General features: G+C 67.0%; 19 protein-coding genes. 9 read left to right on the top strand and 10 right to left on the bottom strand.

Annotation, left to right across the window (positions count from 1 at the left end; genetic code table 11):
* Positions 1-56: 56 nt before the first annotated feature.
* Both AL755_RS24175 and coaA read right to left on the bottom strand, forming a co-directional pair.
* Complete coding sequence (locus tag AL755_RS24175) at positions 57-1,136, bottom strand: M15 family metallopeptidase (protein WP_237762548.1); 1,080 nt, start codon at positions 1,134-1,136, stop codon at positions 57-59.
* Positions 1,137-2,105 (bottom strand): type I pantothenate kinase, encoded by a 969-nt coding sequence (gene coaA / locus AL755_RS18585; RefSeq protein WP_054013188.1) that lies wholly within the window; start codon positions 2,103-2,105, stop codon positions 1,137-1,139.
* 141 nt (positions 2,106-2,246) lie between these two features.
* On the opposite strand from coaA, the gene glmS reads away from it, so the two are divergent.
* The 6 genes from glmS (at position 2,247) to AL755_RS18555 (ending at position 10,772) form a co-directional block, all read left to right on the top strand.
* Positions 2,247-4,157, top strand: a complete 1,911-nt coding sequence (glmS, locus tag AL755_RS18580) for a glutamine--fructose-6-phosphate transaminase (isomerizing) (protein WP_054012273.1) — start codon at positions 2,247-2,249, stop codon at positions 4,155-4,157.
* Positions 4,158-4,351: 194 nt separating this feature from the next.
* Entirely contained in the window at positions 4,352-4,699 is a 348-nt protein-coding gene (locus AL755_RS18575; RefSeq protein WP_054012272.1) for a holo-ACP synthase, read from the top strand.
* A 2-nt stretch (positions 4,700-4,701) separates the two neighbouring features.
* Positions 4,702-6,231: an NAD(P)H-hydrate epimerase gene (locus AL755_RS18570; protein WP_054012271.1), complete on the top strand. Its 1,530-nt coding sequence runs from the start codon at positions 4,702-4,704 to the stop codon at positions 6,229-6,231.
* A 14-nt stretch (positions 6,232-6,245) separates the two neighbouring features.
* Complete coding sequence (gene glgX / locus AL755_RS18565) at positions 6,246-8,351, top strand: glycogen debranching protein GlgX (RefSeq protein ID WP_082369413.1); 2,106 nt, start codon at positions 6,246-6,248, stop codon at positions 8,349-8,351.
* A 47-nt stretch (positions 8,352-8,398) separates the two neighbouring features.
* Entirely contained in the window at positions 8,399-9,436 is a 1,038-nt protein-coding gene (gene mgrA, locus AL755_RS18560; RefSeq protein WP_054012270.1) for an L-glyceraldehyde 3-phosphate reductase, read from the top strand.
* A gap of 256 nt (positions 9,437-9,692) precedes the next feature.
* The gene (locus AL755_RS18555) at positions 9,693-10,772 is read left to right on the top strand and encodes an inositol-3-phosphate synthase (RefSeq protein WP_054012269.1); all 1,080 of its coding nucleotides are present in this window, start codon (positions 9,693-9,695) and stop codon (positions 10,770-10,772) included.
* A 119-nt stretch (positions 10,773-10,891) separates the two neighbouring features.
* On the opposite strand, the gene AL755_RS18550 is transcribed toward AL755_RS18555, so the two are convergent.
* The 6 genes from AL755_RS18550 to AL755_RS18525 form a co-directional block, all read right to left on the bottom strand.
* Entirely contained in the window at positions 10,892-11,512 is a 621-nt protein-coding gene (locus tag AL755_RS18550) for an endonuclease domain-containing protein (protein ID WP_337589561.1), read from the bottom strand.
* A gap of 535 nt (positions 11,513-12,047) precedes the next feature.
* On the bottom strand, positions 12,048-13,730 hold the full coding sequence (locus AL755_RS18545) for a glycoside hydrolase family 13 protein (RefSeq protein WP_054012267.1): 1,683 nt from the start codon (positions 13,728-13,730) through the stop codon (positions 12,048-12,050).
* Complete coding sequence (locus AL755_RS18540) at positions 13,730-14,608, bottom strand: carbohydrate ABC transporter permease (RefSeq protein ID WP_054012266.1); 879 nt, start codon at positions 14,606-14,608, stop codon at positions 13,730-13,732. Before AL755_RS18540 ends, AL755_RS18545 begins: the two co-directional genes overlap by 1 nt.
* On the bottom strand, positions 14,605-15,534 hold the full coding sequence (locus AL755_RS18535; RefSeq protein WP_054012265.1) for a carbohydrate ABC transporter permease: 930 nt from the start codon (positions 15,532-15,534) through the stop codon (positions 14,605-14,607). Before AL755_RS18535 ends, AL755_RS18540 begins: the two co-directional genes overlap by 4 nt.
* Before the next feature lie 3 nt (positions 15,535-15,537).
* The gene (locus tag AL755_RS18530; protein WP_054012264.1) at positions 15,538-16,848 is read right to left on the bottom strand and encodes an ABC transporter substrate-binding protein; all 1,311 of its coding nucleotides are present in this window, start codon (positions 16,846-16,848) and stop codon (positions 15,538-15,540) included.
* A gap of 9 nt (positions 16,849-16,857) precedes the next feature.
* Positions 16,858-19,011, bottom strand: coding sequence for an alpha-galactosidase (locus tag AL755_RS18525; RefSeq protein ID WP_054012263.1), 2,154 nt, complete (start codon positions 19,009-19,011; stop codon positions 16,858-16,860).
* A 106-nt stretch (positions 19,012-19,117) separates the two neighbouring features.
* Between AL755_RS18525 and AL755_RS18520 the strand changes: the two genes are divergently transcribed.
* The 3 genes from AL755_RS18520 (at position 19,118) to AL755_RS18515 (ending at position 21,308) form a co-directional block, all read left to right on the top strand.
* Positions 19,118-20,293 carry an ROK family transcriptional regulator gene (locus AL755_RS18520; protein ID WP_082369412.1) on the top strand — a complete coding sequence of 392 codons (1,176 nt, stop codon included), beginning with the start codon at positions 19,118-19,120 and terminating at the stop codon, positions 20,291-20,293.
* A gap of 110 nt (positions 20,294-20,403) precedes the next feature.
* Complete coding sequence (locus tag AL755_RS23005) at positions 20,404-20,928, top strand: SSI family serine proteinase inhibitor (RefSeq protein WP_107503884.1); 525 nt, start codon at positions 20,404-20,406, stop codon at positions 20,926-20,928.
* A complete protein-coding gene (locus tag AL755_RS18515) occupies positions 20,925-21,308 on the top strand; it encodes a serine protease inhibitor (RefSeq protein ID WP_237762547.1) in 384 nt (127 codons plus the stop codon). The genes AL755_RS23005 and AL755_RS18515 overlap by 4 nt, the downstream gene beginning before the upstream one ends.
* Before the next feature lie 106 nt (positions 21,309-21,414).
* Here the strand turns inward: AL755_RS18515 and AL755_RS18510 are convergent, their stop codons facing one another.
* Positions 21,415-24,549, bottom strand: a complete 3,135-nt coding sequence (locus AL755_RS18510) for a S8 family serine peptidase (RefSeq protein WP_445290484.1) — start codon at positions 24,547-24,549, stop codon at positions 21,415-21,417.
* A gap of 336 nt (positions 24,550-24,885) precedes the next feature.
* Positions 24,886-26,589, bottom strand: coding sequence for a peptide-N4-asparagine amidase (locus tag AL755_RS18505; RefSeq protein ID WP_054012262.1), 1,704 nt, complete (start codon positions 26,587-26,589; stop codon positions 24,886-24,888).
* Between the last annotated feature and the right edge of the window lie 139 nt (positions 26,590-26,728).

Raw genomic sequence — 26,728 nt, 5'->3', positions numbered from 1 at the left:
TTGCCTGCAGGGGGAGGCATTTGGCGAATTAAGTTTCGCGCCCCCCGGATCGGGTTTTAGTAGCCCGGGGCGGCGGGCATGCCGAGATATTCCTCGTAGCTGTGGAAGCCGCGCGCGGCCATGTCGCGTGCCACCCGAACGCCCACGTAGCGCAGGTGCCAGGGCTCCGCCAGATAACCCGTGACGGCCTGGAAGTCCAGCTGGTAGCGGACGATGAAACCGTAATCGGCGGCGTGGGCGGCCACCCATTTGCCTGCCGCGCTCTCCGCCATGCAATAGGTGAACGCGCAATCCGGGCCGGCATTGGCGTCCCCGATGTCCAGGGCCAGCCCGGTTTGGTGCTCCGAGAATCCGGGCCGTGCCGACGACGTGTCCGCCTGCTCCACGCCCTTTTGGGCCACGTAGCCGTTGTACAGGCCCACCTGGGTTTGGTAGGACCGGAAGCCGCTCAGGATGGTCATGGCGACGCCGTCGGCCGCCGCAGCGGAGAACATCCGCTCCACCGCCCCAGCAGCCTCGGCCCGCAGCTGGGCCGGTTCGCCGGATGCCATCGCAAACCTGGGGTTCAGAAGGTCGGCGGGCAGATAGTCGGCCGGTTCCAGATGACGGCGCTTGTTCACCAGGACAAGGATGCTCGCGGGATTGTCGATGTCCAACAGGGCCTTTTCGGCCGGCGACGGCGACGCCGTGACAAACAGCTTCTGGATCGGTGCGTTCGCCGGCACCCCCGCCACGATAGTCCGCACGGGCGCTTTGGCCGCAGTGGCCGCAACGGACGGTGACCCTTGGGCTGCCGGTGTTGTCGGTGTAGTCGGGGGAGTCGTCCCGGCGGACCCGGCGTCCCCGGCGGCGGTGGCCGAAGGGGTTGCGCCACCGGCGGCAGCGGTCGCCCCTGCCGCTGAGACGGCGCCACTCGTGGCGGATGCCGTGGCGGAGGGCGACGCGGCCTGGGTTGCCGCGATGGCAGCGTACGACGGCGTCGGCAGCTGGGCGGGGGCCGGCGTCGAACTTCCTGCGGCGGGGCCGGAGCCAAACGCGACGGCGCCGGAAAAGACCAGGCCGGCGCCAACCACCGAGACCAGGATGCCCGCGGGGTGGGGCCAGGACAGGGCGCGCCGCAGCGGCGCCGCCGGCACCTAGACCTTCCTCAGCAACATGCGGCGGATGGAATGGTCGGAATCCTTGGTCAACACCAGTTGGGCGCGGCCGCGGGTTGGCAGGACGTTTTGGAGCAGATTGGGTTCGTTGATGCTCTTCCAAATCCGCGAGGCGGTGGCCACGGCCTCGGCGTCGGAAAGATCGGCGTAGCGGCGGAAGTACGATTCCGGATCGGCGAACGCACCGGTGCGCAGGGACCGGAAACGGTCGATGTACCACTGCTCGATGTACTGCGTTTTCGCGTCCACGTAAATGGAGAAGTCGAAGAAGTCGCTGACGGCCAGCCCGGAGCGGCCGTCGGTGCGCGGGCGCGCCGCGGCCAGGACGTTCAGGCCCTCCACGATCAGCACGTCGGGCCTGCGCACCACCACTTCCTTGCCGGGCAGGATGTCGTAGGTCAAATGGGAGTACATCGGCGCGCGCACTTCCTCGGCGCCGCTCTTGACGGCGCTGACAAAACGCAGCAGGGCGCGGCGGTCGTAGGACTCGGGGAATCCCTTGCGGCCCATGAGCCCGCGGCGCTCCAACTCGGCGTTGGGGTACAGGAATCCGTCGGTGGTGATGAGCTCCACGTTGGGGGTATCGGGCCAGCGGCGCAGCATTTCCCGGAGCACGCGCGCGGTGGTGGACTTGCCCACGGCCACCGAGCCGGCCACGCCGATCACGAACGGGGTGCGGCTGCCGCGTTCGCCCAGGAAGGTGGTGGTGGCGCTGTGCAGGGCGCCGGCGGCACCCACATAAAGGTTCAGGAGCCGGGACAGCGGCAGGTAGACATCGCGGATCTCACGCATGTTAAGTTGATCACCCAGGCCGCGGAGGCGCGCAATGTCGTCCTCGTTGAGGGGTTGCTCAATCTTGTTGGCAAGACGAGACCAGGTGGGGCGGTCCAGCTCCACGAACGGGGAGGCGCCTTCGCCATTGCTGGACTCGGATTTGTGCGTTGTCACAGCCTTGATTCTGCCTTGTTTGCGGGGCAGCGCGAAATACCCGGTGTTGGAGGGCAAAACCCGCATGACATATTTTCACCCCTTCTTTTAGGCAGGACGTAGAACGTCCTGCAATCGCGCGGGGGCCTATGATTGTTTTTCATGTGTGGAATTGTGGGTTACGCCGGAACCGTACCGGCCAATGGAACGTCAACGCCGGTCGGTCACCAGGCCCTGGATGTGCTGATGGAAGGCCTGCGGCGCCTTGAATACCGCGGCTACGACTCCGCCGGCGTGGCCGTGATCGCCCCCGAGGGCATCGCCATGCGCAAGAAGTCCGGCAAGCTCGCCAACCTGGTCGCCGAGCTTGAGGCCAACCCGCTGCCCGACTCCATGACCGGCATTGGCCACACCCGGTGGGCCACCCACGGCGGGCCCACGGACAAGAACGCCCACCCCCACGTGGTGGACCGCGGCAAGCTCGCCGTCATCCACAACGGCATCATCGAAAACTACGCGCCGCTGAAGGCCGACCTCACGGCGCAGGGCTACACCTTTGTCTCCGACACCGACACCGAAGTGGCCGCCGTCCTGCTGGGCCACATCTACCGTTCCCTGGCCGCCGTCGACGGCGCCGCCACCGACGGCAGCCTGCTGACTGGGGCCATGCAGCTGGCCTCCCAGCAGCTCGAGGGCGCCTTCACGCTCCTGGCCGCACACGCCGAGCAGCCCGGCGTCGTCGTGGCCGCCCGCCGCAACTCGCCCCTCGTGGTGGGGCTGGGCGACGGCGAGAACTTCCTGGGCTCGGACGTCTCCGGCTTCATCGACTACACCCGCCGCGCCGTGGAGCTGGGCCAAAACCAGGTGGTCACCATTACCGCCAACTCCGTGGACATCACCGATTTCTACGGTGAACCCGCCGAGGGCAAGGAATACCTGGTCGACTGGGACGCCGCCGCCGCGGAGAAGGACGGCTACCCGTCCTTCATGGAAAAGGAAATCAACGACCAGCCCGAGGCCGTGGCGCAGACGCTGCTGGGCCGCTCGGACATCGACGGCAACCTCACCCTGGACGAGCTTCGCGTCGACCCGTCGGTGCTCAAGACCATCAACAAGATCATCGTGCTCGCGTGCGGCACGTCCGCCTACGCCGGCCAGGTTGCCAAGTACGCCATTGAGCACTGGTGCCGCATCCCCACCGAGGTCGAGCTTTCCCACGAGTTCCGCTACCGGGACCCGATCGTCGACGACAAGACGCTGATCGTCTCCATCTCCCAGTCCGGTGAAACCATGGACACGCTCATGGCCGTCCGCTACGCCCGCGAACAGGGCGCCAAGACCGTCTCCATCTGCAACACCAACGGCTCCACGATTCCGCGCGAGTCCGACGCCGTGCTGTACACGCACGCCGGACCGGAAATCGCCGTGGCCTCCACCAAGGCGTTCCTGGCGCAGATCACCGCCGCCTACCTGCTGGGCCTGTATTTGGCACAGTTGCGCGGGAACCTGTTCCAGGGCCAGATCAAGGACATCCTGGCCGACCTGGCCAAGACGCCGGCCAAGATTGCGCAGATCCTGGCCAACGCTGACCAGATCAAGGAACTGGCGCGCAGCATGTCGGACACCCGCACCGTGCTGTTCCTGGGCCGCCACGTGGGCTACCCCGTGGCCATGGAGGGCGCCCTGAAGCTCAAGGAGCTCGCCTACATCCACGCCGAGGGCTTTGCCGCCGGCGAGCTCAAGCACGGGCCGATCGCCCTGATCGAGGAAGGCCAGCCCGTCATCGTGGTGGTGCCGTCCCCGCGCGGACGCGATTCCCTGCACTCCAAGGTTGTCTCCAACATCCAGGAAGTCCGGGCTCGCGGCGCCAAGACGATCGTCATTGCCGAGGAAGGCGATGAGTCCGTGCGCGAGCACGCCGAGCACGTCTTCTACATTCCCGAGACCACCACGTTGCTGGCACCGCTGCTCACCACCGTGCCGCTGCAGATCTTCGCCTGCGAACTCGCAACGGCCAAGGGCTACGACGTCGACCAGCCGCGCAACCTGGCCAAGTCCGTCACCGTCGAGTAGCAGGAACGGCCCGGCCGACACATCGGACGGCGCTTGCGGTTAAAGCCGGCGGTCTACCGCCGGCTTTAACCGCAAGCGCCGTCCTTTTTCGTTGTGGACGGTTCGTGCGCTTGGGCGGGTCGGGCGGGGCCACAATTGCGGGTCCCGCGGTGAGCTTGCGAGCCGTGGGAGCAACGGGGGAATAAGGTGGGGTCATGATTATTGGCATTGGTGTGGACGTTGTTGACATTGAACGCTTTGGCCGCCAGCTGGAGCGCACCCCGGGGCTGCGCGACAGGCTGTTCGTGCCGGCCGAACGCGGCCTGAACACCCAATCCCTCGCCGCCCGCTTTGCCGCCAAGGAATCGGTCGCCAAGGCCCTCGGCGCCCCGGCCGGGATGAACTGGCAGGACTGCTGGATCGGCCTGGACGAGCACGGCCCCACCATCAATGTCACGGGCACCGTGGCAGCGGTCGCGAAGGCCAAGGGCATCAAGCACTGGCACCTGTCCATGAGCCACGACGGCGGCATTTCCACGGCCATGGTGATCGCCGAGAGCTGACGGTGCTCCACGCCTACACGGCGGCCGCCGTCCGGGCCGCCGAACAGCCGCTCCTGGACGCCGGTCACGGCCCTGCGCTCATGCAGCGGGCTGCCCACGGGCTGGCCATGGGCATCCTGGGTGTCCTCCGGGGGCGGGGCCGCCCCGTCTATGGCGCGCGCGTGGTGGTCCTTGCCGGTTCGGGCAACAACGGCGGCGACGCCCTGTATGCCGGGGCCTACCTGGCTCGGCGCGGTGCCCGCACGACGGCGCTGCTCACCAGCGACCGCACCCATCCCGATGCGCTGCTCGCGTTTGAGAACGCCGGCGGCCGGATCGAACGGCTCCTGGCCGACGCCGCCCCCGATGCGGCGGGGCACGCCGCGGCGTTCCTTGCCGAAGCCAGGGCCGCCGACGTCGTGGTGGACGGACTGCTGGGCACCGGCGGGCGTGGCGGGCTGCGGGAGCCTTCCGCCAGCATTGTGGCGCAACTGTGCCAGATAGCGGCGGGCGGGCACGGCCCCGCCGTCGTGGCGTGCGACCTTCCCAGCGGCATCGATCCCGACTCGGGCGAGGTCCACCCTCCCGTGCTGGCCGCTGACGTCACGGTGACCTTTGGCGCCGTGAAGACCGGACTCGTGTGCGCCCCGGCCGAGCAGCTGTGCGGCGAGGTGGTGCTCGTGGACATTGGCGTGGAAGCCTTCCTGCCCGAGCCCGACGTCGTCCGGCTTGAAAGTGCCGATCTCGCGACCCTGCTGCCGAGCCCATCCGTGGACGACCAGAAATACACGCGGGGCGTGGCCGGGATCGTGGCCGGTTCGGCGCAGTATCCGGGCGCAGCGCTGCTGGCCGTGGCGGCGGCGTCGGCCTGTGGACCGGGCATGGTCAGATATCTGGGGGAACCGGCCGTGCAGGCGGCCATCCACCTCCGCAACCCTGAAGCCGTGTGCTCCGCCGACGCACCCTCCGACGTCCGGGTCCAGGCGTGGCTGGCCGGGCCCGGGATCGACGGCGACGACGGCCAGGCGCGCAGGGCGCGGGAGGCCATGGCATCGGGCCTCCCCACCGTCGTGGACGCCGGCGCACTGGCGTTGCTGGCGGTTGGCAGCAGTGGAAGCAATGCCCACCTGGTGCTCACCCCGCACGCCGGTGAGCTGTCCACCCTGTTGGCCCGCCACGGGGTCACCACGCCCCGCGCAGCGATCGAGGCCGCGCCGCTGGCCGCAGCCCGGGCTGCCGCGCGGCTCACCGGCGCCGTGGTGCTGCTCAAGGGGCCCACCACCGTGGTCGCGGCGCCGGACGGGAGCACCTTCACCCAGGCGGACGGCACGCCGCGCCTGGCCACCGCCGGCAGCGGCGACACCCTGGCGGGAATCCTGGGGGCCCTGCTGGCCATGAACGCCGGCCGCGACGATCCGGACGAATTGGCCGTGGTGGCCGCACTCGCGGCGGCACTTCATGGCAGACTGGCGCACGAGGACCCACACGCACCCCTGAACGCGGGAATGCTGGCGGCGCGCATCCCGGCCGCCTGGGCCGCACTCACGCGCTGACCCAAGGAGTTTTTGTGGAATTGTGGCCCGGAAGATCACACCCGCTCGGTGCCCACGCCGACGGGAACGGCACCAACTTCGCGTTGTTCAGCGACGGCGCCCAGGCCGTGCAGCTGTGCCTCTTCGACGCGGACGGTACCGAAACCCGGGTCGAGCTGACCGAGGTGGACGGTTTTGTGTGGCACGGCTACCTTCCCGGCGTGAAACCCGGCCAGCACTACGGCTACCGGGTGGACGGACCCTGGAACCCGGCCAAGGGCCTACGCTTCAACGCGAACAAGCTGCTGCTCGATCCCTACGCGAAGGCCGTCGCCGGATCAGTCAGCTGGGGCCAGCCCGTGTACGGGTACACCTTTGGCGAGCCGCTGACCCGCAACGACGACGACTCCGCCGCGCACACGTACCGTTCCGTGGTGGTGGACGCCGCCTACGACTGGGAGGGCGACGCCGCCCCGGACGTCCCGTACCACCACAGCGTCATCTACGAGGCCCACGTGAAGGGGCTTACCGCGCTCCACCCCGACGTTCCCGAGCACCAGCGCGGCAGCTACGCCGGATTGGCCCACCCCTCGGTCACGGCCCACCTGAAGAACCTGGGCGTGACCGCCGTCGAACTCATGCCTGTGCACCAGTTCGTCCAGGATGACGCGCTCACCGCCAAGGGGCTGCGCAACTATTGGGGCTACAACACGATCGGCTTTTTCGCCCCGCACAACGAGTACGCGTCCACGTCCGACCCCGGCCAACAGGTGCGCGAATTCAAGGACATGGTCAAGGAGCTGCACCGCAACGGCCTGGAGGTGATCCTGGACGTGGTCTACAACCACACCGCCGAGGGCAACCACCTGGGCCCCACCCTGTCCTTCCGCGGCATCGACAACGACGCCTACTACCGGCTCATGGACGGCGATCCGGAACACTACCTGGACTACACGGGCACCGGGAACTCGTTCAACGTCCGGCAGCCGCACTCGCTGCAGCTGATCATGGACTCGCTGCGCTACTGGGTCACCGAGATGCACGTGGACGGCTTCCGCTTTGACCTGGCCGCCACGCTGGCCCGCGAATTCTATGACGTGGACAAGTTGTCGTCGTTCTTTGAAATGGTGCAGCAGGACCCCGTGGTGTCCCGCGTGAAGCTCATCGCCGAACCATGGGACCTGGGGCCCGGCGGCTACCAGGTGGGCAACTTCCCGGCCCTGTGGAGTGAATGGAACGGCAAGTTCCGGGACACCGTGCGGGACTTTTGGCGCGGCGAGCCGGCCACACTGGGCGAGTTCGCGTCCCGGCTGACCGGCTCATCCGACCTTTACGAGCATTCCGGGCGGCGCCCCGTGGCATCCATCAACTTCATCACCGCGCACGACGGCTTCACGCTGGCGGACCTGGTCAGCTACGAGTCCAAGCACAATGAGGCCAACGGCGAAGACAACCGGGACGGCGAATCCAACAACCGCTCCTGCAACTTTGGTGCGGAGGGCCCCACCGACGACCCCGCCATCCTGACGCTGCGGGCCCGGGCGCAACGGAACTTCCTGGCCACCTTGCTGCTCGCCCAGGGCGTGCCGATGATCCTGCACGGGGATGAGCTGGGGCGCAGCCAGAACGGCAACAACAACGCCTACGCCCAGGACTCCGCGTTGAGCTGGGTGAACTGGGAATCCGCCGACGCCGGCCTGACCGACTTCGTTGCCCGGCTGGGCCGGTTGCGGGCAGCGCACCCGGTGTTCCGGCGTCGTCGCTTCTTTGACGGCCGGCCCGTGGAGCGCGGGGACGACGGCGCACTGCCGGACATCGTGTGGCTGCGCCCGGATGCCGCAGCCATGACGGCCGCCGACTGGGACAGCGGATTTGGCCGCAGCATTGGCGCGTTCCTCAACGGCGGCGGCATCCCGGACTGCGACGACCGCGGCAAGGTGGTGGTGGACGACTGCTTCCTGATGCTGTTCAACGCCGGTGACGACGCCGTGGACTTCACCCTGCCCGCGGAGGACTACGCCAACCACTGGGTGGTGGAAATCCACACGGACGGGATCAGCGCCGACGCGTTCACGGCGGGTGCACGGGTCTCCGTGGCGGCGCGATCCATGCTGGTCCTGCGGGCGCCGGAGCGCAGCTGACGTCACCGTGGCCGGAATTGCCCCCGTTCGGTGGCAAGATGAGAGGTATGACTTTTCACGCCGCGGAAAACCGCTATGAAACCATGCCGTACCGCCGGGTTGGGCGCAGTGGGCTGAAACTGCCCGCCGTCTCCCTGGGCCTGTGGCACAACTTCGGCGACGACATGCCGTTCGAGACCCAGCGCGCCATCCTGCGCCGCGCCTTTGACCTGGGCGTCACCCACTTCGACCTGGCCAACAACTACGGCCCGCCCGCCGGCAGCGCCGAGACCAACTTTGGCCGCCACCTGAAGGACGACTTCGCCGCGTACCGCGACGAGCTGATCATCTCCACGAAGGCCGGCTACGACATGTGGCCGGGCCCCTACGGTGAGTGGGGCTCCCGCAAATACCTGCTGGCCAGCCTGGACCAGTCGCTGAACCGGATGGGCCTGGACTACGTGGACATCTTCTACAGCCACCGTCCCGACCCGGAAACCCCCATGGAGGAAACCATGGGCGCCCTGGACACCGCCGTGCGATCCGGCCGTGCCCTGTACGCCGGCATCTCCTCCTACACGCCCGCCCAGACGCTGGAAGCGGCCCGGATCCTGAAGGAAATGGGCACGCCGCTGCTCATCCACCAGCCGTCCTACTCCATGCTGAACCGCTGGACCGAAAACGGCGAGCCGAACCTGTACGAGGCGCTCGACGCCGTCGGAGCCGGTTCCATCGCGTTCTCGCCGCTGGCGCAGGGCATGCTCACGGACAGGTACCTCAACGGCGTGCCGGCCGATTCCCGCGCCGCCAAGGAACACTTCCTGCACGAACACGACCTCACCGAGGACAAGATGGCGCGCGTGCGGTCGCTGAACGACATCGCCGCCAGCCGCGGCCAGTCGCTGGCCCAGATGGCCATCGCCTGGATCCTCCGCGACCAGGTCAAGGGCAGCCCCGTAACGTCGGCGCTCGTCGGCGCCTCCAGCGTCCGCCAGCTCGAAAACAATGTGGCCGCCATCAACAACCTGGCCTTCACCGAGGCCGAGCTGACCGCCATTGACCAGTTCGCCGTCGAATCCGACATCAACCGGTGGGCGCAAAAGTAACAAGCACAGCACCAAGGACATTGCCCACCACGCCCCGAGCGTGGGCGATAAATGTAATGTGAGTGACAATCCTTGCCTGGGGGAACAAAATCGGGGCAGGGGTAGTTGTCTAGAATGGTTAAGGGCGCCGTTGGGGCGTCAGGTCCGGTCGAATAGCCGTGCGCCGCGTCTTTATGCAAAATGTGAAGGCGTGCGTCGACCCATCACCGAGAAAAAGTGAGAGCCGGACCCTTGCGTAAGTTTTAGAAGGAGTTCCGTGTCCAATCATCCTATTCGGGTTGCCATTGTCGGTGTGGGAAACTGTGCCTCGTCACTGGTGCAGGGTGTCCAGTACTACCGAAACGCCGACCCGACCGTTAAGGTGCCGGGCCTGATGCATGTCGAGTTTGGCCAGTACCACGTCAACGACGTGCAGTTCGTGGCCGCGTTCGACGTCGACAGCAAGAAGGTGGGCCTGGATCTCTCCGACGCCATTGGCGCCAGCGAGAACAACACCATCAAGCTCGCCGATGTGCCGAACCTTGACGTTCCGGTGCTCCGCGGACACACCCTTGACGGCCTGGGCAAGTACTACCGCGAGACCATCGTGGAATCCGATGAAGAGCCGGCGGACATTGTTGCCACGCTGAAGGCCGCCAAGGTCGACGTCATGGTCTGCTATCTTCCGGTGGGCTCCGACGCCGCCGCCAAGTTCTACGCGCAGTGCGCCATCGACGCCGGCGTTGCCTTCGTCAACGCCCTGCCCGTGTTCATTGCCGGCACCAAGGAATGGGCCGACAAGTTCACCGCTGCCGGTGTTCCGATCGTGGGCGACGACATCAAGAGCCAGATTGGCGCCACCATCACGCACCGCGTCATGGCGAAGTTGTTCGAAGACCGCGGCGTGGTCCTGGACCGCACCTACCAGCTCAACGTTGGCGGCAACATGGACTTCAAGAACATGCTGGAGCGCGAGCGCCTCGAGTCCAAGAAGATCTCCAAGACCCAGGCCGTCACCTCCAACACCTCGGCCGTGCTCAGCGAGGACGACGTCCACATCGGTCCGTCCGACTACGTCGCCTGGCTCGACGACCGCAAGTGGGCCTTCGTCCGCCTCGAAGGCCGCAACTTCGGCGACGCCCCCGTGTCCCTGGAATACAAGCTCGAGGTATGGGACTCGCCCAACTCGGCCGGTGTCATCATCGACGCCATCCGTGCAGCGAAGATCGCCCTGGACCGCGGCATCGGCGGACCCATCCTCTCCGCCTCCAGCTACTTCATGAAGTCCCCGCCGGAGCAGTACGCGGACGACATTGCGCACGAAAAGGTTGAGGCCTTCATCCGCGGCGATATCTAGACGCCGTATCACCTTTGGTGCGTTTTCCTTGAACGCGGTATCACCTTTGGTCGATTAATCCAGAACGCTCTCCCACTATGTGGGGGAGCGTTCTGCTTTAATGGCATTTTCTTCCGGGCTCATTTGCTGTCAGCGAAACCGGCCTCGACGGCGGGATCCGTCCAGGCGTGTCGAAGAGCGGTCTTGATGCGGCGGATCGCTGTTTCAAAATGGTCGGCGAGATCCTCCTCGGTGAAGATCAGCACGGTCCAGCCGGCCGCTTCCAAGGCCTTGTCCCTACGCCGATCGCTGTGCCGCTGTACCTCGTCAAGGTGATGGGCGCCGTCGTACTGGAGGGCGATGCGTCGTGACCGGTAGCCGGCATCTGCCGAAGGGGCGCCACGAGCCACCCGGAGGGTGAGCTGCAACTCGGGTTCCGGCAGGCCGGCGTCGGCCATGGCCAGGCGTAAGAGTGTTTCAGGGGGTGAATCGGCGCCTACACGCATGAGCCCAAGGGCTTCCCGAGCCCGGACAATGCCCTGCAAGTTTCGGTGTCGTCCCACCATGGCCCGCAGCGATTCCAGGGTGGCGAAGGGTTCCTCACGGTCCTCGAATTCCGGCCGTGGGATGCGAATGAGCTGGTCGCCCATGCACACGAGGTCCTGAAGTGGCAGGGTTTTTGCCAGGTCAAGCCACGTACGCGCCCGGGTGCTGAGGCGGATCTCTCCGGCATTTTCCGTTTCATCGTTGAAGGCGGTCACGCGATGGCCGGTGATGCCTTTTCGGCGTATTTGCGGCAGGTTCCGCGACTTGCTGAAGTGCAATTCATTGGAGTCAGACAACCATGGCGGCAGGACAAGTTCGTGCAACCGGGCGGCTGTGGAATGCGAAATCCAGGCGCCGGGCGTGGCTGTGCAGAGAGCCCGGGCCGCGTCCCGCACGTCGAAATCCCATGTGTCCGGACGGTACAAACCGTGGCTGATCCCCGTGACCCCCTGCCCCCTGAGGTCGCCACGCGTCAGTCCGCGCGCACGTGCTTCAGCGGAAGTGAACGGGATTTCGGGGATCCCCAATGCTTCTGCGGGTGCCATGAAGCCAGTTTGACCCACATTTGGATTCTCCGCCGGAAGTTATCCACAGGCGGACAGATACCATTGGCTGCGACCGGGATGGTCGCAGCCAAAGGTGATACCGCATCGGCGGAAAGTGCGCCAAAAGTGATACCGCGTTGGCCGGAGGTGCGCCAAAAGTGATACCGCGTCGGCCGGAAACGCGCCAAAAGTGATACCGCGTCTATTAGGGGGCGAGCCAGAGGGTCGTCTCGGGGCCCACGGTGCCGTCCGCCGATGCGCCGGAGCTGAGCACCACCTTGGCGGGATCGACGTCGGCCGGCAGTGCGGCGGGCACCGCGGCGAAGTTGGTGAGCACCTCCCAGCCGTTGGGGCGGCGGTAGCGGACCACGGACGCACCGGGCTCGCTGAGCCATTCCAACGACTCCGCCGACTGCAGCTTGCGCCGCCAGTCCAGCGCCGAACGGTACATCTCCAGCGTTGACCCGGCCACGCCGTCCTGCACATCCGCGGCGTGCTCGCCGAACCACGCAGGCTGGGGGAGCCACGGCGTGCCGCCAAAGCCAAAGTTCGCGGCACCCGAAGACCAGGGCAGCGGCACGCGGCAGCCGTCGCGGCCCTTGACCTTGTGGAGCGTGCGGAACCAGGTGGGGTCCTGCAGCGAAGCGGCGGGGAGGTCCGCCACCTCGAAGAGGCCCAGTTCCTCGCCCTGGTACAGGTACGCCGAACCGGGCAGGCCCAGCATGAACAGCGTCGCGGCCCGGGCCCGGCGCAGGCCGCGCGGCAGGTCCGGAACCGGGGTGGCGCCGTCGGCCAGCAGCCACGCCTCAAGGTCGGCCAGGGTGCTGCCGTCGGGCAGGGCGTAGCGGGAGGGATGGCGGATGACGTCGTGGTTGGAGAACACCCAGGTGGAGGACGCCCCGGAGGCCGCGGCCTCGTCGAGGCACTTTTCGGCGATCGAGCGGAACTCGGCCGCGTCGAACGGCGCCTGCAACAGATCGAAGTTGAACGCCTGGCCCAGCTCGGTGGGGCGGGCGTACTTGAGCCGGCGCTCGGTGAACGGCACCCAGGCCTCGGCCACGGCGGCCTTGGGCGGATCGTATTCGTTGAGCACGGTGCGCCAGCCGGCAAAGATCTCGTGCACGTCGTCCCGGTCAAAGAGCGGGTCCGTGCCGTCGTCGACCAGGATTTCCAGCTCCGGCTTGGAGCGCAGCGGCAGGGACATGTCCTTCGCCAGGCCGTGCGCCACGTCCACGCGGAAGCCGTCCACGCCGCGGTCCGCCCAGAACCGCAGCGTCGTGTGGAAGTCCTCGCGCACCTCCGGGTGGTCCCAGTTGAAGTCGGGCTGTTCGGTGGCGAACAGGTGCAGGTACCACTGGCCGAGTGAACCGGCGTTGGGGCCGGCCTGCTCCACCACACGGGTCCAGGCGCCCCCGCCAAAGTGCGAGGGCCAGTCGGACGGCGGCAGTTCGCCGTCGGCCCCGAGCCCGTCGAAGAACTGGTAGCGGGCCCGTTCGGGGGAGCCGGGCGCCGAAGTCAGGGCGGCCTTGAACCACTCGTGGCGGTTCGAGGAGTGGTTGGGCACCACATCGACGATGACCCGGATGCCAGCGGCATGCGCGGCGGCCACCATGGCGTCAAAGTCGTCCAACGAACCCAGCCGGGGATCGACGTTGCGGTAATCGTCGACGTCGTAGCCGCCGTCGGCCAGCGCCGAGGGGTAGAACGGGCTGAGCCAGATCGCATCGATGCCCAGCTCGGACAGGTACCCCATGCGGGCGGTGACACCGGGCAAATCGCCCATGCCGTCGCCGTTGGCGTCGGAGAAGCTGCGCGGGTAGATCTGGTAGACGGCGGCCTGGCGCCACCAGTTGGCATCCGGATGGGTGGAGGGAATATCGGTGCTCATTATTTGATGGATCCTCTCATGACGCCGGAGATGACCCAGCGCTGGGCAAATAGGTAGATCAAGAGCAACGGTGCCATGGCCATGAGGTAGGAAGCAAAGGCTGTTGTGTAATCGGTGTTGAATTGTCCCTGGAAGACGTACTGGACCAACGGCAGGGTGCGCGTGTCCGGGTCGGAGAGGATCACCAGCGGCAGCAGGAAGTCGTTCCACGCCCACAGGCAGGTCAGGATGCCCACGGTGGCGTTGATGGGGGTCAGGATCGGGAAGATGACCTTCCGGAACGTGGTGAAGACGCTGGCCCCGTCCATGATGGCCGCCTCCTCCAGTTCGGCCGGGATGGACTTGATGAACGCGGTGTACACAAACACGTTGAAGCTCAGCCCGTAGACCGTGTACAGCAGGAACAGCCCGATCGGGTTGTCCAGGTTAAGGATCGCCATTTCCTTGGTCACCGGCAGCATGATGATGGGGAACGGCACGAACAAGGCGGCGATGAAGAAGTAGTACAGCGCCTTGAAGAACGGGCGGTGCATGTTCCGGGCAATCGCGTAGGCCACCAGCGAGTTGGTCAGGATGGTCAGGACCACGGCCGCCGCCGTCACAATGCCGGAGATCAGCAGGGCGTGCGGGAAGTTGGTCAGCTTCCAGGCGTTGGAGAAGTTCTCGAAGTGGATGCTGGTGGGCAGAGCCAGCCCGTTGCCGCCGAGCTGGTCGGAGGACTTCAGGGCCGTGACGATGGTGAAGTACAGCGGGATCAGCACGGTCAGCGACAGCACCGCCACCAGCAGGGTCAAAGGGACGTTTACCGAGGAACGACGGCGTGGCTTGGCCAAGGTGTCCGGCGTCGGGATGGTGGGGTCTTGGGTCAGTGTGCTCATGAGAAGTCAGCCTCCTTGCGCTGAAGGACGCGCATCTGCAGTAGGGACAGCACCACGATGACCACCAGGTACACCACGGAGTTTGCCATTTGGTAGCCGTATTCGCCGCCCTGGAAGCCGCCGCGGTAGATGACCATGGCCACCGATTCGGTGGACGTGCCGGGGCCGCCGTTGGTCAGCGCCACGATTTGGTCGAAGGCCTGCAACAGGCCCTTCAATGCCAGCACCATGTTGATGGTGAAGAAGCCGGAGATGAGCGGGAACGTGATGGAGCGGAACTGGCGCCACGGGGAGGCGCCATCGAGGCTGGCGGCCTCGTACAGTTCGCCGGGAACCGTCTGCAGGCCGGCCAGGTAGATGATGACGCTGAAGGCGATGGACTGCCAGGCGGTCACCCCGACGATGCCCACCCAGGCCAGGTCCGGGTTGGCCAGGATGGAGGTGGAGAGCCACTTGATGCCCAGCGCCTGGCCGATGAGCGGCAGGTTGTTGGAGAGCAGGTAGTTGAAGACGTAGCCAACAATGAGCACGGAGAGAATGTTGGGGATGAAGAAGATCCCGCGGAACGTGGTCTGGAACTTGATCTTGGAGTTGAGCAGGATCGCGACGAACAGGGCGCCAACGTTGACCACGATCGTGGTGGTGACGGCGAACAGGAACGTGAAGCCGTAGGACGCCATGATGCGGTCGTCCTTGAACAGGTTCACGTAGTTGGAGAGCCCCACGAAGTTCCACTCGCCGTAGCCGGCGTAGTTGGTGAGGCTGAAGAACACGCCCGTCAGGGTGGGGAGGGTGTGCAGCACCACGAACAGGACGAGGGCGGGGACAACCATCCAGTAGAACGTCTTGTTGGCCCGGGACGGGCGGCGGCGTTGCAGGCCGGCGGTGGTGCGGGGCTTGATTGCCTTGGCCGCTGTGGTGGTCATGGTCTAGTCCCCTTTCCGGGTGATGGTGCGGGCGGCGACCTTTTCAAATTCATGGTCCATGCGGGACAGGAAGCCCGATTCGTTGCGGTCAAGGACGAACTGTTGCAAGATCGCCGGAAACGGGATGCTGGCGGGTACGTGGTGGTCGAAGTAGCCGATGACCCGCCCCTGGTTGAAGAAGCCCTGCATGCCGGCGAGCCCCGGATCGGTGCTCGGTGCCGCGTCCTGGACCGGGGTCAGGGACGACTGGGCCTTGGCGTAGTAGTCGAGCACGGGCTTGGACATCAGGTACTCGACGAACTTCTTGGCCTCGGCCGGATGCTTGGTGTCCTTGCCGATCGCCAGGGTCACGTCGACGCCGGAGACCAGGACGTTCTTGGCGGGCTCGTTCGTGGTGGGGTAGGGGAAGGACTTGATCGCGGCCTTCGGGTTTGAGGCGCGGATGGCCGGGATCGCGAAGCTGCCCTGCAGGTACATGGCGGATTTGCCGGCACCGAAGGCGGCATTGCCGTCGTTGTAGCCGGCACTGGCCGCCCCGGCCTGGGCGTAGCTGAAGAGCTTGAGGAGTTTCGTCGCGGCGTCGCTGCCGTCCTTTTCAAAACTGTTGGTGCCGTTCGCCGCTGTCCACCCGGACGTGCCGACGTTCCCGAAGAAGTCCTTCGGCATGAGGTTTCCGGCCAGGTTCACGAAGGACGGCAGTACCGTCCAGGCATCCTTGAGCGTCATGAAGAACGGGTTGACGCCGTGGGCCTTGAACGTGTCCGCGGCCGCGATCAGTTCATCCCAGGTTTGCGGGACCTGCACGCCGTACTTGGCAAAGATTTCGGGGTTGTACAGGATGCCGCTGGCATTGTTGGCGAACGGCAGCCCGTTCGTTTGGTTGTTGTGGCAGGTGCCCAGCCCGTTCAGGATGCCCTGCACGGCGGGCGTGACCCGCTTGGCTGAGGGCATGTCGGAGAGGTCGGCAAACACGCAGGCCTTGGCCAGGTCGCCGAAGTTGCCGTTGCCGTTGAGGGTCATGACGTCCGGCGTGCGGTCCTTGACCAGCAGCGTCCGGATGGCGGTGTCCGGGTCCGGGGAGTTGTTGACAACTATGTCGATGTTCGGGTTTGCCGCCTCGAAGTCGGCCACGATCTTGTTGAACTGGGCCACGGCCTCGGGCTTGAACTGGAAGAAGTCCAGCTTGATGCGGCCGTCGCCGGCGCTGCCGCAACCGCCAAGGCCCAGTGCCAGGGCAATCACGACGGCGGCGCTTGCCACGGCCTTGGCCGGCCTTCGCCAGGGCGCGGGGACGGGGCGTGGTGGTGTTTTCATGCTCACTCCTTAGATGGCCCGCGCAGGATCGGCGTCGACCCTGGTGAGCGTGATGAGGACGGATTGTTCGGGGAAGAGGACGGGGGACTGGAGACCCACACTGTCCAGGACGACGCCGGAAAGCACGCAGTCGTGCAGGGGCCACGCCAGGGGGGACTGGCCGTTGCCGACTTCCTCGTCCAGCGGATGGGACAGGGCCACGCGGTAGCGCGCCTCGGGCACCAACCCCGGCAGGGTGATCCGTCCCGACGGGTAGGTGATGGATGCCTCGCGCTGGGTCAGGGCAAAGACAGCGCTGCCGCCGTTGGCCGCGACCACGCCGCGCAGGTCAAGGGCGGGGTCGGGAAGGTCGGCATGGACCGAGGTGCCCGTGTGGAACAGCGCGCGGTGCGCCTTGTGGAAGGCCACCCAGCCGGCAAGTTCGGCGGTTTGGGCGTCGTCGATCTCGGCGATGTTCCACTCGATGCCGAAGTGGCCGAAGATGGCGGTGCGGGCCATGAAGCCCAGGCTGTGCCGGCGGCCGGTGGAGTGCGACTTGGGGCCGCCCACGTGGGCGCCCATGAGTTCGTAGGGGACAAGGAGCCCGGTGTTGGCCTGGTTGTCCAGCCGTTCCAGGGGGTCGATGCAGTCGCTCGTCCAGATCCTGTCGGTGTAGTCCAGGATGCCAAGGTCCACGCGGGCGCCGCCCGAGGCGCAGCTTTCAATTTCCAGGCCGGGGTGGCGGCTTTTCAGCTCGGCGAGCAGCCGGTACAGGGCCAGGGTGGTTTCCCGCACGGCGGCGCGGCCGGTGCGGGGATCGGCGGCGTCGAGCAGGTCCCGGTTGTGGTCCCACTTGATGTAGTCGATGGGGTACTCGGTGAGGATGGCATCGATGCGCCCAAGCAGGTAGTCGAAGCAGTCGGGGTTGGCCAGGTTGAGCACCTGTTGCTGGCGGGCGCGCACGGGCCAGCGGCCGTCGGTGTGCAGGATCCAGTCGGGGTGATTGCGGGCCAGCTCGCTGTCGGGGTTCACCATTTCCGGTTCAAACCACAGGCCGAATTCCATGCCGAGGCCGCGCACATGGTTGGCGATGGGGCCCAGTCCGTCGGCCCAGACGGCCGGGTCCACGAACCAGTCGCCCAGCCCGGCGGTGTCGTCGCGTCGGCCCAGGAACCAGCCGTCGTCGAGCACGAAGCGCTCCACGCCGATGGCCGCGGCCTTCTCCGCCAGGGTTCGCAGCGTGGCGAGGTCGTGGTCGAAGTAGACGGCCTCCCAGGTGTTCAGGGTGACCGGACGCGGCCGGGACGGGTGGACCGGGCGGTCGCGCAGGTCTTCGTGGAAGCGGGACGAGAGCTGGTCCAGGCCGTGGCCCCAGGAGCCGAGCGCCCACGGGGTGGAATAGCTGCCACCGGGAGCCAGCACCACCTCGCCGGGCAGCAGGAGCTCGCCGGCGGTGAGGAAGTTTTCGCTCGTGATGGTGCGTTCGGCGCTCAAGCGGTGGTTGCCGCTCCAGGCCAGGTGCACGCCGTGGACCAGGCCGCTGCGGTGGCCAAAGCCGGCGGAGCCGGCCAGCATGAGCAAGGTGGAGTCGGCGCCGGGACGGCCGCGACGGCTTTCACGCACATGGGCGCCCACCGTGAGGGGGCGCTGCTGGGCCGAGCGTTCCTTCAGGTGTCGCCCCGTGGTGTCCTGGACCGTGACTGCCGTGGTGGGCAGCGGGAACACGGTGTGCAGCTCATGCAGCTGGTAGTCGGTGCTGCCCGTGTTTTCCAGGGTGTGGCGCTGGCGCAGGACTCCGTGGGCGCTCAATGCCAGGTCCGTGGTCAGGCGCAGCGCGGCGGCCTCGTCCACCGCTGTGATGGTGAGGCCGTGGGTGTCCGCAACAACCGCCGTCGTGCGCAGGGCGCTGGCCCAGGCCGTGCCCGAACGCTGTCCCGACAAGGCCGCGGTGCCCTGCCAGCCAAAGACCTCCTGGGGCAGCAGTGTCAGGCGGGCGGGGATGTCGATGCCGCCGGAGACGCGTTGCGGGCGGGCGGCCACGGCAACGGCCGCGAGTTCGGATTGTGCCAGGACACCGGTGGCGGGACCCCAGTGGACGATCGCGGGGAGGCCGGCGGTGCCCGGGTCGACGATGACGGAGGTGCCGCCGCGGTGCAGCTGGATGAAGGGAAATTCAGGGCTCATGTATTAGTTTTATCGCAAAAGTAATTACTGTGTCAAGGGTCACGAAAGAGCGCAAAATGCGGGCCGGCTTCCCTTGATTAGCGCCGAATTGCAATAAACTGGGGTCATGAGCTCCTATCAGCCGCACTCAGTCCTCCCGTCCGCGACGGGCCCGGGGGCCGTGGCGCTCGCCGATTCCGCGCTGGAGCTGGCCCGCACGGTGCTGGTGCGCGGACCGGTTTCCCGCGGCGAACTGGCCCGTGAACTGAAACTGAGCGTGGCCAGCCTGACCCGCTTGAGCAAGCCGCTGCTGGATGCCGGCCTGCTCATGGAGGGCGACCTTGTCGCCGACGGCACGGTGGGCCGGCCCGTGCGCCTGGTGGACATTCGCAGCGGGTCCAAGCACTTCCTGGGGGTCAAGGTCACCGGGACGTTCCTGCAGGCCGTCGTGACCGACCTCCGCGCCACCATCGTCGCCGAACAAACCCTCGACCTTGCGGAAACCTCCGTGGAGACCGTGGTGGACGGCGTCAAGGGCCTGGCTCGGGACCTTGAGGCCCGGGCGAAGGTCACGCTGGCCGGCGTGGGGGTCTCGCTGGGCGGGCAGGTCCTGGCCAACGGCGTGGTGCACCGGGCGCCCTTCATGGAATGGCAGGACGTGCCCTTGGGCGAACTCCTCGCCGGGGCGCTGTCCCTGCCGGTGGTGGTGGACAACGACGTGTCGGCGCTCGCCGCCGCCGAGCAGTGGTTTGGTGCCGGACGCTACGCCGACGACCTTGCCGTCATCACGGTGGGCGCCGGCGTGGGGTACGGGCTGGTGATGCGCGGGCAGGTCATGCGGACCATCGATACCGGCCTGGGCCTTGGCGGGCACATTCCGCTGGATCCCAACGGCCCGCTGTGCATGGACGGGCACCGGGGATGCTCCACCGCCATGCTTGCCATCCCGGGCATCTGCGCCCAAATTTCCGCCGCCCTCGGGCACACCGTGGACTACGGGCAGGCGCTGGAGCTGGTCCGCGACGGCAACAAGGTTGCCTTGGCCGTCTTTTCGTCGGCCGCGCGGGCGCTGGGGCGGCTCGTTGCCCTTGCCGCCAACCTGGCCATGGTGGGCACGGTGGTGCTTGGTGGTGAGGGGATCGAGCTGTTCACCGTCATGGAGGACACGGTTCGGGAGGCCGTGGTTGCCGACCGGGATCCGGAGGCTGCGCCGCTGAACCTGGTGGTGATGTCCGCGGACTTCACCCAGTGGGCCCGCGGTGCGGCGGCCGTGGCCATTCAGGCCCAGGCTTTCGTCTGCTGATTTCGGCCAAGTCCGACGACGACGGTGGCTCGTGAGCACGGCCGAGGGCGGCGTCCGTGGCAGCGCCCGGACCGTGCGGTAGCCTTGCAGCAACCCAGGGAAGGCTCCCCATGCGCAGATTCCCCGCACCCATGGTGCTGGCCGCCGTCGTCATTGCGGCCCTGACCGCCTGCGCCCCAGTCGCCGGCAGCGGGGCGGGCCCCGGCACTGCAGGTCCCGGCACTGCAGGCCCCGGCACTACAGCACCCGTGACGGCTGCGACGACGAACAGTGTGGCGCCCGGCTCCGGATCGGGGAACGCGGACCTGACCGTCAGCTTGAAGCAGGCCGCGGATGCCACACCGGTGGTGTATGCCCTGATCTGCGCCGACGGGGCGCCCGCGCCCGGCAGCGATCTTCCCACGGCGGCGCAGGCCTGCGCAGCGTTGCGGAAGAGCCCCCAGCTGTTGGCCCAAACCACGCCGCCGGCCGGACAGCTGTGCACGGAACAATATGGCGGGCCGCAGCAGGCCGTCGTCAGCGGCACGGTCGACGGGACCGCGGTCCGGGCGTCCTATTCCTTGCGCAACGGCTGCGAAATTTCCGCCTGGAATGCCGTCAAGGACATCGTGGGCGCCGCGGGAGGGGCATCGTGAGCAATCCGTCCACCGGCACGCACCCGGACACCAGGATCGAGCTCGCCGTCCATCTCACGGAAGCACCGGGGGACCCCGGCCACGTGTTCCTGCTCCGGGCCTCGGAAGGGGTGCCGGATCCCGCCTCCACGGTGCCCGATCCCGCCGCGGCGCTGGCCGCGGTGGATCGCTTCGGCGAGGCCATCTTCTTTCCGCAGCCCGGCCCGCCGCCAATCTGCACGCAACAATACGGCGGCCCCCAGGTGGCCCTGGTGGATGGCACCTTTCTGGGCCGCGAGGTGCATGCCCGCTTCAGCAGGACCGATGGCTGTGAAATAGCTCGATGGCGGGCCCTGGCACCGCTGTTCGGCGCTGCCGAGGGTTCCCGCGGCGAGGTGTAGAACGTTCCGCCCGGCTCGCAAGACGGCGGTGGCCGGCAGATCCACGCGGATCTGCCGGCCACTGCCGTATTTCATGGGTGCGGGACCGTGCAGGCCGGAACCGGCGCTAACGAAGCATGTCGTTGTGCGGGGTGATGGCGGGCTGCTCCTGCTTCTTCGTCTCGCTGTCCGCCTTGTCCAGTTGAAGCTGGCGTGCGGCGCCGTTGTTCTCATGGTCCGGAACCACGGCCGTGCCGCCCGGGGTCACCACCACTGAGACAAAGGTGGCCGCGGCGGAACCGGCGTAGCTCACCCGGCCGATGTAGGAACCGGCAGCCAGGCCCGTCCAGTTCAGCGACACTGCGCCGGACTTTCCATTGGCCAGGCGCAGCGGATTCGGCCTGAGGGTGGCATTGCCCACGTTGGTGGTCAGGACCGCCGCATCAACGGAGGCCTTGGTGGCACGCCCGCCCGGACTGGAGTACAGGTTGGCGAGCACCAGGTAGCTTCCTGCCGCCGGATTCGCCACCGACAGTGACTCGCTGGCCGAGGCGGTTTGGGCCTTCAGCAACTGGCCCGCGGGGTCGATGACGATCATGTCGAAGTCGGCGCCGGGGTCGGCGGAGAAGACCGAGAACTTGGCCAACGGCGAGCCTGCCGGAACAGTGACGGCCTTGGCGAAGTTGGACGCGTTCGTGGTGGCGGCCAACGGTCCCGGAACCAGTTCCACGGCTGATGAATCTGCCTTGGACAGGCCGTCGAGCGTGATGGCAATCGGGGAGTTCGTCCCCGAAACCACCGGAATGGCGCCCTTGCCGGTGCCGCCCGCCGAGGAGAACGCCACGTTGGCGGGAGCCTGGACGGCCTGCGGACGGACGGCAATGGGCGAGGTAACGGCCTTGCCGGCACCTTGCCACTGCAGGGATCCCATGGCGAACTGGCCGAAGGGCGCGCTGGTGTTTTCAAAGCTAACCTTGAAGGTGCGCTTTTCCCCGGCAGAGGAGAAGTTCAACACCGACGGGGTGACGGTGACCTTGACCCCGGGGACGTCGGCCTTGGCCCGGTACAGGCCGGCCGTGAGGGCCGTGACCGTGCGGGTGACTTCCACCTTGCCCGTGAGGGTGCCCAGGGCAAAGGAGGCGACGTTCATGTCACGGGACTTCGTGGCACCCAAATCCGGGATGCCCAGGTCAAGGCCGGTTCCCTGGATGAACTTCAGGTAATCGTCCTCGGCGGCGTCGTAGACCAGTCCGGGGGCAAGGGCCTTGCCCACGTCAACCTGGCCGGCTCCGGTGGCGAAGAGGTCGGTGTTCTTCGAACCGTCCTCGTTGACCACGGCGGAGGTGGTGGTCATCATGGCCGACTTGATGGTGGCCGGGGACCAATGCGGGTTGTTGGACAGCAGCAGGGCGCCGAATCCGGCCACGTGCGGGGAGGCCATGGAGGTTCCGGACATCATGCCGAATTGGGCGCCGTCGTTGGCGATGGGGGAGACCCCGGCCAGGACGGCAACCCCGGGGGCGGCGACGTCGGGCTTGAGCAGGTCCGAATCCACCGCCTGCAGCGGGCCGCGGGAGGAGAAGCCGGCGACCTGCGGCTGCGGGGCGGCCGCCAGGCCCGTGGTGTCCTTGTTGACCAGTGACACCAGGACGGCCGGGTTTGCGGCAATCTTGGCCTTGATCGCGGCCGTTGCCGGCGGGTTCACATGCACGGTGGGCACGGCATGGACGTCCACGTCCTCGGAGGATGAGGTGACGTTGACCAGGATCATGCCAATGCCGCCGGCCCGCTTGACCTCGGCGCTCTTCGCCACGCGGTCCACGACGCCACGGTCACAGACCACGATCTTGCCGGCGACCTTTGCCCCGTCGAGGGTGTTGGGACCGCACAATTCGGGGTTGGCGGCCCCGGCGGCGGCTGCGCCGGCGGCCAGGACAACATGGCTGGCCGGGACGTTGTTGGCCATGATGCTGGCGCCGCGGAACTTGGTGCCGTCGGCGAACACCACGGTGCCGGCGAGTTCGGAGGAGAAGGACGTGGCGGCGACGGTGGTCAGCCAGGGCGCACCATGGTTGACCGTGCCCGCGGTGGGGCCGGAGTTGCCGGCGGACACGGCGACAAAGATGCCGGCCGAGGCTGCGGACAGGAACGCCAGGGACACCGGATCGGTGGTGGTGGAGGTGCTGCCGGAGATGGAGTAGTTCAGCACGTCAACGCCGTCCAGGATGGCCTGGTTGATGGCGGCCACGGCCGATGAGCTGTAGCAGCCGCCGGTGTCGGGGTTGTCGTCCTCCCAGCAGATCTTGTAGACGGAGATCTTGGCGGCGGGCGCCACGCCGGCCGTGACGCCCATGTCGCGGGCGCCGAGGTTGGCGTGCACGTTGGCGTTGCCGGCGGCAGTGCTGGCCGTGTGCGTGCCGTGGCTGGCAACATCGACGGGGGAAATCAGTTCCTGCGGCGCGCGGTGTTCCGGCGGGACCGAGTTGAGGAAGTCGTCGGCAAAGTAGCGGGCGCCGATGACCTTGGAGTTGCAGGCCGAGCCGTCGAAGGCGGCACCGGTGCCCTGGCCCTTTTGGCATTCGCCAACGAACGTCTCGCCGTCGGCCTTGAGCATGGCGATCTTGCCGTCGCCGGTGCGGTAGGGGACGCCAACCTTGGGCTCGCCCTTGAGCGGCTTGACGTCGTTGCCGGCAAAGAAGGGGTTGGACGGGGTGTAGCCGGTGTCGATCACGCCCACCACAATGCCCTTGCCCGCATTGGCCGCCCCGCCAAAGGAGCTCTTCCAGATGCCCTTGGCGCCGGGGAGGTTCAGGAAGTCGCTGGTGGAGTAGTCGGGTGCGTTCTCGGTGTCCGGGGCCACCACCAGCACGCCGGGGTCCTTGGACAGCTTCACGGCCTGGTCGGCGGACAGATCGGCGGAGAAGCCGTTGATGGCCGCGGTGAACGTGCGCTTGATCTTCACGCTTTCGGACTTGGCCACCGCCGCCTGCTGGGATTCCAGGTGCGACTGGTACTTCTTCACCTCGGGGCGGGCCGCGTCAAGCTTGCGGCCGGCGGCCGGCTTGGTGGCGGGCAGACCAGCGGTGCCGCCCTCATAGGTGGCGGCCGGCTTCTCGGCCAGGACCACAATGTAGCGGCCGGCCTTGAAATCGGTCGTGGCGGCCGCCTTGGCCGGGGCTACTGCGGCGGATGCCGTGCCATGGAGTGGGGCGGCGTTGGCCGGCGCTGCGGCCAATGATGAGATTAGGAGCGGAATGCCCACGGAGATGGCCGCAGCCTTGCGGTACCCCGGGCTTCTGAAAAAGGTCTTTACTGCAGGTATCAAGAGTGATGCTCGCCTTTCGTAAGGAACAGTCCCCGGGGGTTTTGCCGGGGGTGCGCTACGCGATTTGCAGCATGTGACAATTTTGTCGATCCCATGCGGCCAATTGTCATACCGTACAAGGAGTTTGACATTTAGGAAATGGAAACCGTGAAATTGCCTTGAAATTCCTGTGAGTTGGGCCTGAATCGCCGGGTGGCCCACATGCGACCGGGCCCGGTCGGGGACGTCACTTTCGTGTGTCCCGGCCGGGCCCGGTGCCGTGCCTGGTGCTATCTACTTGTTGAGCAGGACCTTGCCGTGCTCGGTCACGATGTTGTGCCGGTAGGGCTTGCCGGCGTCGTCCTTGCCTTTATAGGACGAGGTCGAATGGCCGTCGGACTCGCTGGTCACCCCGGCCGTCCGGCCAAGGATGCCGTAGGAGTCCAGCTCCCAGTTCCAGTTCCGGGCGGTGCGGGTGCTGCCTTCCTTCACTACGCTGTCGACGTCCTGGCCCATGTGCACGGTGGCCGTGAGCGAGAAGTTCTGGTCGTTGGTGTAGTTGGCCGAGGAGGCGTCAACCGTGATCGGGTAGGACTCATCCAGGGAGCTCGAGCGGATGGTCTTGTTCCCGATGCGGGAATTCGAGTCCTGCGTCATGCGGTCGCTTTGGCGGATGGACTGGACCAGGCCGTTGTCCGAGGCCGTCCCGGCGTTCTGCCAGGTGCGGTTGTTTGCCGCGGTCGTGTAGACCCGTCCGGCGGAGGTGTCGATGTAGCCGGCCGTAAGATCGTTCCGGCTTGCCTTCTGCGTGTAGCTGACGGCTCCGTTCCGGGCCGGATCCACGGTGGTCGACGTCGTGGCTGCCGCGGCAACCTTGCTGGTGGTCAGTGCCCCGGAGGTCCGGGCCTGGCCGTGGTCGGTGAACAGGAACAGGTTCGCCATGACGTTCCAGGTGTCGCCGATCTGGCCCATGGACACGGTGACCTGGTGGGTCCCGCCGTCCACAAGCTGGCCGGCAAACGGCGTCAGGTCCAGGTTCTCCGGGCGCAGGTCGAGGGTGTCGATCGCCAGGACGGGGCGCCACAGGGTGGGAACGATCCCGCCGGAGTAGATGTGGGGGTAGGTTCCAACGGCGCCGGCCCGGGTGCCGTCGACGGAGACCAGCGCCTCACGGTACGAACCGTGGCCGCACAACCCCGCACCGGGGAAGGTGGCCGCGACCTTGTCCGGCACCGTGGTGAACCACTGCTCGTCGCAGCCGTTGCCCTTCAGCGTGACCCGCAACTGGGCCGCGGTGATGTTGCGCGGCAGCCCGGCCAGGGTTGCCGTGGAGCTCGGGGATCCGGGCGTCAGGTCGGAGACCGGCACGGCGATCACCTTGTCAGGGGTCCGCGGGGCCGGGAATCCCTTGCCGGTGCGGTAGTAGGTGACCGTCACGGTCTGCGAGTACACGCCCGTGTACACATTGGAGGTGTAGTTCCCGATGCCGCCCGAGAACGGCTGCGGCGTGGTCAGCAGCGACGAGTAGTCGGTGATGTCCTTGCTGAAGTGGAACGTGGTGGTCTGCGGGCCGCTGGGTTCCTGGGTGGTGCCGAACCATACGTTGACCCCGCCGATCTGCAGCGTGCCCGAACGGTCGAACTGCCGTCCGCTGACCTTCGAGGTGTAATCCAGCACCACCTTGGACCACGGGCCCGGGCAGGCAGCCGGCGGGGCCAGCGTGCCGGAGAAGTTCTGCGGGCTGCCGTCCGCGGCGTTGGAGGCAAAGTCGCTGGCAAGGGTGACCGTGCAGCTCTGGGTCGTGGGGCGGCTCACCGGCGGGGCGGCGGATACGGGATCGCTGACCCCGGTCTCAATGAACGACGGCGCCGGGGTTGGGGTTGGTGCCGGCGCGGCCTGTACGGGTGCCAGCGCGGTCAGCGACAGAGCGGCGGCGACGGTGAGGGACGCGAGCCCTGCCGCCAGCGGCCTGGCGATTGATGGGAGGGATACGGTCATGGGAGTGCTCCGTCTCTAGCGAAAAAGTGATCGTTTGTGCGATTCGCTTGCCAGTTTGCGCCTCAAACAATCACTGTGTCAACTTTTGTCAACAGGAGTGACCGGTTTCAATTAATGTTGGCGCTTTTTTGACAGGACG

It is taken from the genome of Arthrobacter sp. ERGS1:01 (assembly GCF_001281315.1).
In the GTDB taxonomy this organism is placed as follows: Bacteria; Actinomycetota; Actinomycetes; order Actinomycetales; family Micrococcaceae; genus Specibacter.
The sequence above is the reverse complement of the archived record's forward strand: the minus strand, read 5'-3'. Positions and strand labels throughout refer to the sequence as shown.